The following is a 6,913-nucleotide window of genomic DNA, read 5'->3' on the forward strand; positions in this document are numbered from 1 at the left end:
TCGATGCTGGCCAGGTTCAAGTCCTTGCTCAAGTCGTTGAGACTGGCAATGAACCCGAGCTTGTCGCCCCGGCTGATGACATTGCCCAGGCCGGACCAGCCGGTGAACGCGATCATCAAGGTAAGCAGCAGCACCAGGCCGAAGCCTGCGCCGAGTTTGCGATTCACGCTTACATTTCCCAGACCCTGGGCAAGCCACCGGAACATGCTGATACTCCCTTGGAGCGCTGATTTGGTTTTATGGCGGCTATATCGGCAGCCCGGGCGGGATCTGTAGGGGATTGTCAAGATTTTCTGGTGAGGGACCAGAGTGGCCTTGGAGGGTTTTAGAACAGCCTTGCAAGCAATGCGGTCACGGCAGTCTCGACCCGCAGGATCCGCTCGCCCAACTGCACCGGTTGCAGGCCGGCCTTGCCCAGCAAGTCGATCTCATAGGGAATCCAGCCGCCTTCGGGGCCGATTGCCAGGGTCACCGGTTCTGTCAGTGCCCGGGGGCAGGGCGGGTGATTGCCAGGGTGGCCAACCAGCCCGAGGGTGCCCTCGACGATGGCGGGCAGGCGATCCTCGACGAAGGGTTTGAAGCGCTTCTCGATGACGATTTCCGGCAGCACGCTGTCCCGGGCCTGCTCCAGGCCCAGGATCAGTTGCTCGCGAATCGCCTCGGGTTCCAGGAACGGCGTCTGCCAAAAGCTTTTTTCGACGCGATAACTGTTGACCAGCACCACACGCGGCACGCCCATGGTCGCCACGGTCTGGAATACGCGCCTGAGCATTTTCGGGCGCGGTAATGCCAGCACCAGGGTCAGCGGCAACTTCGCCGGCGGTGGCTGGTCGAGGGTCACTTGCAGTTCGGCTTCGCGAGGATCCAGGCGCAACACCTGGGCCGTGCCCATCAGGCCGCCGATGCGCCCGACCCGCAGGCTGTGGCCGACGGCGCTGCGGTGGACTTCCTGCATGTGGGTCAAGCGGCGATCACCCAGGACGACGCGGTCAGGCCCGATGAAATCGGCCTCCTCGAGCAGCAGCAGGTTCACGCTTGGGTCGCTGGCGGCTGGTCGTTGTGGTCATCGACCGGCTGGTCCTCGGGTTCATCTTCCCGGCGCTTGCGCACCAGGCCACCGAACAGGATGCCGATTTCGAACAACAGCCACATCGGCACCGCCAGGAGCGTCTGGGAGAAGATGTCCGGCGGGGTCAGGATCATGCCAACCACGAAGCAGCCGATGATCACGTACGGCCGGATTTTCTTCAGGTATTTGACATCCACCACGCCGATCCACACCAGCAGCACCACCGCCACGGGAATCTCGAACGCCACGCCGAAGGCGAAGAACAGCGTCATGACGAAATCCAGGTAGCTGGTGATGTCGGTCATCATTTCCACGCCCGCCGGGGTGGCGGCGGCGAAGAATTTGAAGATCAGCGGGAATACGAAGAAATAGGCGAAGGCCATGCCGGTATAGAACAACAGGATGCTCGATACCAGCAGCGGCACGGCGACGCGTTTTTCATGCTTGTACAGGCCCGGTGCGATGAAGCCCCAGATCTGGTGCAGGATCACCGGGATCGCCAGGAACAGCGAGACCATCATCGTCAGCTTCAGCGGCGTCAGGAACGGCGACGACACATCGGTGGCGATCATCGTCGCGCCGGCCGGCAGGTATTGGCGCAGCGGCGTGGAGACGAAGGTGTAGATCTGCTGGGTGAAGGAAAACAGCCCGGCGAAGATAATGAAAACCGCCGCGACGCAACGCAGCAGGCGGGTGCGCAACTCGGTGAGGTGCGATACCAGCGGCATCGGCTGGTCGTTTTCAGGGATATCGCTCATGGGGCTCGCGGCGGCAAAGTGGGATCGTGGGGAGTCGGTGTGGTCGCAGGCGCCGGATCGACCGGTTTCGCCGGCTCAGCCACTGTTGGCGCAGCTTCGACAGCCGGTGCCTGGGGGGCGATCGTCGGCTCGGCTACGGGCTGGACCGGCGTAGGCTCCTGCTGGGTCGGCGTGAAGATCTTCCGCGCTTCCTGCTCCAGGGACAGGATGTGTTCGTTGTGCAGTTGCCGACGGATGTCGTCGGCACCGATTTCACGTTCAACTTCCTGTTTGATCGCGTTGAAGCTGCGCTTCAGGCGTCCGATCCACAGACCGGCGGTGCGCGCAGCGCCCGGCAGGCGCTCGGGGCCCAGCACCAGCAGGGCGACGAGGCCGACGAGCAGCAGTTCAGTGAAGCTGATCCCAAACATTAGTCAGTGCTCACGAGTCTTTGCGGGTTGGCTCTTCGACTTTCTGGGCCTGCACGTCGATGGTGTTCGGCGCATTCACCGGCTGGGTGGCCTGCGGGTGTACCGGTTGGGCCGGCTGCACGGGTTGAGCCTGGGAGGTCGCCGGGTCGGCCGGTTTCTCGTCATCGTTCATGGCCTTGCGGAAGCCCTTGATCGACTCGCCGACATCGGTGCCGAGGTTTTTCAGTTTCTTGGTGCCGAACACCAGCACCACGACCACCAGAATGACGATCCAGTGTTTCCAGTCAAAGATACCCATGTGGCTACTCCTCTCAAAAATTGATCAGGCGGACGGGCGCGAGGCTTTCTCGACGTGCCCGGACAGACCGAAACGACGGTCCAGTTCATCCAGTACGGCCTGCGGATGCTGCCCCAGTTGGGCCAGCATGACCAGGCTGTGGAACCACAGGTCGGCGGTCTCGTAGATCACGTCGCTGCAGTCGCCGCTGATGGCGGCGTCCTTGGCGGCGATGATGGTCTCGACCGATTCCTCGCCGACCTTTTCCAGAATCTTGTTCAAGCCCTTGTGGTACAGGCTGGCGACATAGGAACTGTCGGCTGCGGCGCCCTTGCGTTCTTCCAGCACCTGGGCCAGGCGGGTCAAGGTGTCAGTCATGGGAGTGTCCTGAATAAATGGCATGCGGGTCCTTGAGCACCGGGTCGACGGTTTTCCAGTCGCCGTTCTCGAAGACGCGATAGAAGCAGCTTTGACGGCCGGTATGGCAGGCGATTTCGCCGACCTGCTCGACCATCAGGATGATGACGTCGCCGTCGCAATCCAGACGCATCTCATGCAGGTGCTGCACATGCCCGGACTCTTCACCTTTGCGCCACAGCTTGCCACGGGAACGTGACCAGTAGATGGCGCGGTTCTCGGCGGCGGTCAGGGCCAGCGCTTCGCGGTTCATCCAGGCCATCATCAGTACACGCCCGGTCTTGTGATCCTGGGCGATGGCCGGCACCAGGCCGTCAGCGTCCCACTTGATCTCGTCCTGCCAGTTTTTCATCTTGGGTCCTGGGGCAGCGGCAAGCTTTAAGCTTCAAGCTGCAAGTAAAAGCGATTCTGTGTGGTGCTTGCGTTGATAGTTCACCCATGAACTTGCGGCTTGCAGCTTATCGCTTGCAGCTGCTTCGTGCTATCGACGAACGACCAGATACAAACCAACGGCCACCATGATGCCGGCGGGCCAATGGCCCAACTGGCTTAACGGACCGCCGGCGGCCAGCACGGCACCTCCGCCCAGGTGGGCTGCGCCGAGCAATCGCAGGAACCAGTCGTCCTTGCGCCGGTGCCACGGCGGCGCCGGGTCGTTGGCGTGGGGTTGGGACATGCGTTCGAGCAGGTCGCGGGTCATGTTGGCCAGGTGGGGAAGCTGTTCGAACTGGCTCTGCACGTTGCCCAGCAAGGCTTTCGGACTCATCCGCTCGCGCATCCAGCGTTCGAGGAACGGCTGGGCGGTGTTCCACAAATCCAGATCCGGATAGAGCTGGCGGCCGAGGCCTTCGATGTTCAGCAGGGTTTTCTGCAGCAGCACCAATTGTGGCTGCACTTCCATGTTGAAGCGTCGTGCGGTCTGGAACAGGCGCATCAGCACCTGGCCGAAGGAAATATCCTTTAACGGTTTTTCGAAGATCGGTTCGCACACGGTGCGGATTGCCGCTTCGAATTCGTTGAGCTTGGTCTCGGCCGGCACCCAACCCGAATCGATGTGCAGTTGGGCGACGCGACGGTAGTCTCGCTTGAAGAAGGCGAACAGGTTGCGCGCCAGGTAATCCTGGTCCTCAGGGGTGAGGCTGCCGACGATGCCGCAGTCGATCGCGATGTATTGCGGGCTCCACGGCTGCACAGTGCTGACGAAGATGTTGCCCGGGTGCATGTCGGCGTGGAAGAAGCTGTCGCGGAACACCTGGGTGAAGAAGATTTCCACGCCGCGCTCGGCGAGCAGTTTCATGTCGGTGCGCTGGTCGGCGAGGGTCGCCAGATCGGTGACCTGGATGCCGTAGATGCGCTCCATCACCAGCACTTTCGGCCGGCACCAGTCCCAATAGACTTGCGGTACGTAGAGCAGCGGCGAACCTTCGAAGTTGCGGCGCAGCTGGCTGGCGTTGGCGGCCTCGCGCAGCAGATCAAGCTCGTCGAAGATGGTTTTCTCGTAGTCCTGGACCACGTCCACCGGATGCAGCAGGCGCGCATCGGCGGACACCCGCTCGGCGGCGCGGGCCAGGATGAACAGCCAGGCCAGGTCCTGGGCGATGACCGGCTTGAGGCCCGGGCGAATCACCTTCACCACGACCTCTTCGCCTGTCTTGAGCTGGGCGGCGTGCACCTGGGCGACCGACGCCGATGCCAGGGGCTCGACATCGAAGCGGCTGAAGACTTCGCTGATCTTCTTGCCCAGTTGCGCTTCGATCAGTGCCACCGACAACTTCGAGTCGAACGGCGGCACGCGGTCTTGCAGCAGCATCAACTCATCGGCGATGTCTTCGGGCAACAGGTCGCGGCGGGTCGAAAGGATTTGCCCGAACTTGATGAAGATCGGCCCCAGGTCCTGCAAGGCCAGGCGCAGGCGAGCGCCGCGACTCAGGTCCAGGGTTCGCCGAGGGAACCAGCGCCACGGCAACACGAAGCGCAGCGCCAGGAGAAACCAGGGCAGCGGCAAGGCGAACAGCAGGTCATCGAGGCGGTAACGGATCACGACGCGCTGGATGCGCAACAGACGGCGGACGGCAAGCAGCTTCATGCGTTATCGCTTGGATTCAAGGGTTCGGGAAAGGCGCTCGAAACGCGCCTCGAGACGTTCCAGGTCGAGCTTGACCTGGTCCAGTTCATCAAAACGGGCCTGTGCTTCGCGCTGCCCCACGAGGGTACGCGATTCTTCGGCCAGGTATTCACTCAGATTCTGTCCCAGGCTGGCGAAGCCCTGGCGGTACCAGCGGCTGCGGCTGCGCAGGTGACCGCTGAGCAGTTGGGTGGCCACCGGGCCGATCCAGCGGGACACTTCGTATTCCCAGTCCAGCTCAAGGTCCTGGAGGATCGCCGCCAGCTCCAGCAGCACGCCACTGTCGCCGTCGAGCTCGACCTCGGGGCCATGCAGCACCGCGGTCTTGTTCTTGCTCAGCGCCAGTTCAAGCAGGCTCGACGCCGGGGCGCGCAGCGTGCAGTCCGCCTCCGCTTCCCAATGGGCGGCGAGCATCAGGCCCTCGTCGCTGGGCAGGATAAACAGCTGCAACGCCGGGCTGCGGCAATCGACGGCAATCACCTTGCCGCTCAAGTGCGCCAGGCGCATCGGCGCCGTACTGTCCAGGCGCAGGACCCGGTTGATCCCGAGTTCGACGCTGGCGAGCAGGCCGGTGAGCAGCATCAGGGCTTGATACCCCGGTGCAGGGCGACGATGCCTGACGTCATGTTGTGATAGGTCACGCGGTCGAAGCCGGCCTCGACCATCATGGACTTCAAGGTTTCCTGATCCGGGTGCATGCGGATCGATTCGGCCAGGTAGCGATAGCTTTCCGCGTCGTTGGTGATCAGCTTGCCCATCAGCGGCATGAAGGCGAACGAGTAGGCGTCATAGGCCTTGGACATCAGCGCATTGGTCGGCTTGGAGAATTCCAGCACCAGCAGCCGGCCACCGGGCTTGAGCACTCGCAACATCGAGCGCAGGGCGTCTTCCTTGTGGGTGACGTTGCGCAGGCCGAAGGCGATGGTCACGCAGTCGAAGTGGTTGTCGGGGAACGGCAGCTTTTCGGCGTCGGCCTGGACGAACTCGACGTTGCCGGCCACACCCAGGTCCAGCAGGCGATCGCGGCCGACCTTGAGCATCGATTCGTTGATGTCGGCGAGCACCACATGACCGGTCGGGCCGACGATGTGGGAGAACTTCTTGGTCAGGTCGCCCGTGCCGCCGGCGATGTCCAGCACCCGGTTGCCGCTGCGCACGCCCGACAGCTCGATCGCGAAGCGCTTCCAGAGACGATGCATGCCGCCCGAAAGCAGGTCGTTCATCAAGTCATACTTGGCGGCCACCGAGTGGAAAACCTCAGCGACTTTTTCCGCCTTCTGGCTTTCCGGCACGTTCTTGAAGCCGAAGTGTGTGGTGGGTTCGGCATCGCTGCCTTTGCGCTGATCAGTCATATCGCGGTCACCAAAAAAGAATGCGGGACATTCTAATCCCGGTGGAGGGCTTTGTCTTGGCAAGGCTGCAGGTAAGATGCGCTACCGCCCGGACGTTTTGACGCAGGCAGGGTCTGAACGTTCAGGCAAGTCCCGACCAAGCAGGAGTTATCAGATGGCCCGTATTACTGTTGAGCGTGCCCATGGCCTGGGCAAGGAAGCGGCCCGTGAAAAGGCTGACAAGTTGGCGCAGAAACTCTCCGACAGCTACGGCCTGGAGCCTAAGTGGGAAGGCGACACGCTGAAACTGAAGCGTTCCGGGGTCAAGGGCGAAGTGCATGTGGGCGAGGATTCGATTCGCGTCGACGTGGAGTTGGGCATGTTGATGTCGGCCATGAGCGGCACGATCAAGGGTGAAATCGAAAAGGCGCTGGATAAGGCGTTGGCTTGAGTGACCGGAAGGGAGGGTGGAATGCATGACTCAAGTTCCCCACCCATCCAACTGTGGGAGCGAGCTTGCTCGCGA

General features: G+C 62.3%; 9 protein-coding genes and 2 pseudogenes. 1 reads left to right on the forward strand and 10 read right to left on the reverse strand.

The features are described 5' to 3' along the window. The 10 genes and pseudogenes from OC610_RS17870 to ubiE form a co-directional block, all read right to left on the reverse strand. Positions 1–206, reverse strand: a pseudogene (locus OC610_RS17870) (methyl-accepting chemotaxis protein); the annotation flags it as partial. A 119-nt stretch (positions 207–325) separates the two neighbouring features. Beyond that, a complete protein-coding gene (locus tag OC610_RS17875) occupies positions 326–1,033 on the reverse strand; it encodes a 16S rRNA (uracil(1498)-N(3))-methyltransferase (protein ID WP_264429478.1) in 708 nt (235 codons plus the stop codon). Further along, entirely contained in the window at positions 1,030–1,827 is a 798-nt protein-coding gene (gene tatC / locus OC610_RS17880) for a twin-arginine translocase subunit TatC (protein ID WP_264429479.1), read from the reverse strand. Before tatC ends, OC610_RS17875 begins: the two co-directional genes overlap by 4 nt. After that, positions 1,824–2,237 carry a Sec-independent protein translocase protein TatB gene (gene tatB, locus OC610_RS17885; RefSeq protein WP_030139116.1) on the reverse strand — a complete coding sequence of 138 codons (414 nt, stop codon included), beginning with the start codon at positions 2,235–2,237 and terminating at the stop codon, positions 1,824–1,826. Before tatB ends, tatC begins: the two co-directional genes overlap by 4 nt. 10 nt (positions 2,238–2,247) lie before the next feature. Continuing rightward, a complete protein-coding gene (locus OC610_RS17890) occupies positions 2,248–2,535 on the reverse strand; it encodes a twin-arginine translocase TatA/TatE family subunit (protein ID WP_030139117.1) in 288 nt (95 codons plus the stop codon). Between the two features lie 24 nt (positions 2,536–2,559). Beyond that, the gene (locus tag OC610_RS17895; protein WP_017126935.1) at positions 2,560–2,892 is read right to left on the reverse strand and encodes a phosphoribosyl-ATP diphosphatase; all 333 of its coding nucleotides are present in this window, start codon (positions 2,890–2,892) and stop codon (positions 2,560–2,562) included. Next, positions 2,885–3,283, reverse strand: coding sequence for a phosphoribosyl-AMP cyclohydrolase (gene hisI, locus OC610_RS17900; protein WP_181290774.1), 399 nt, complete (start codon positions 3,281–3,283; stop codon positions 2,885–2,887). The genes OC610_RS17895 and hisI overlap by 8 nt, the downstream gene beginning before the upstream one ends. 129 nt (positions 3,284–3,412) lie before the next feature. Next, positions 3,413–5,017, reverse strand: coding sequence for a ubiquinone biosynthesis regulatory protein kinase UbiB (ubiB, locus tag OC610_RS17905; protein WP_030139119.1), 1,605 nt, complete (start codon positions 5,015–5,017; stop codon positions 3,413–3,415). Next, a pseudogene (locus tag OC610_RS17910) lies at positions 5,014–5,638 on the reverse strand (ubiquinone biosynthesis accessory factor UbiJ). Before OC610_RS17910 ends, ubiB begins: the two are co-directional and overlap by 4 nt. Beyond that, positions 5,638–6,408, reverse strand: a complete 771-nt coding sequence (ubiE, locus tag OC610_RS17915; RefSeq protein WP_024779926.1) for a bifunctional demethylmenaquinone methyltransferase/2-methoxy-6-polyprenyl-1,4-benzoquinol methylase UbiE — start codon at positions 6,406–6,408, stop codon at positions 5,638–5,640. The pseudogene OC610_RS17910 and the gene ubiE overlap by 1 nt, the downstream one beginning before the upstream one ends. Before the next feature lie 154 nt (positions 6,409–6,562). On the opposite strand from ubiE, the gene OC610_RS17920 reads away from it, so the two are divergent. Beyond that, complete coding sequence (locus OC610_RS17920; RefSeq protein WP_264429486.1) at positions 6,563–6,838, forward strand: polyhydroxyalkanoic acid system family protein; 276 nt, start codon at positions 6,563–6,565, stop codon at positions 6,836–6,838. Positions 6,839–6,913: the final 75 nt, after the last annotated feature.

The sequence above is a fragment of the Pseudomonas agronomica genome (assembly GCF_025917275.1).
In the GTDB taxonomy this organism is placed as follows: Bacteria; Pseudomonadota; Gammaproteobacteria; order Pseudomonadales; family Pseudomonadaceae; genus Aquipseudomonas; species Aquipseudomonas agronomica.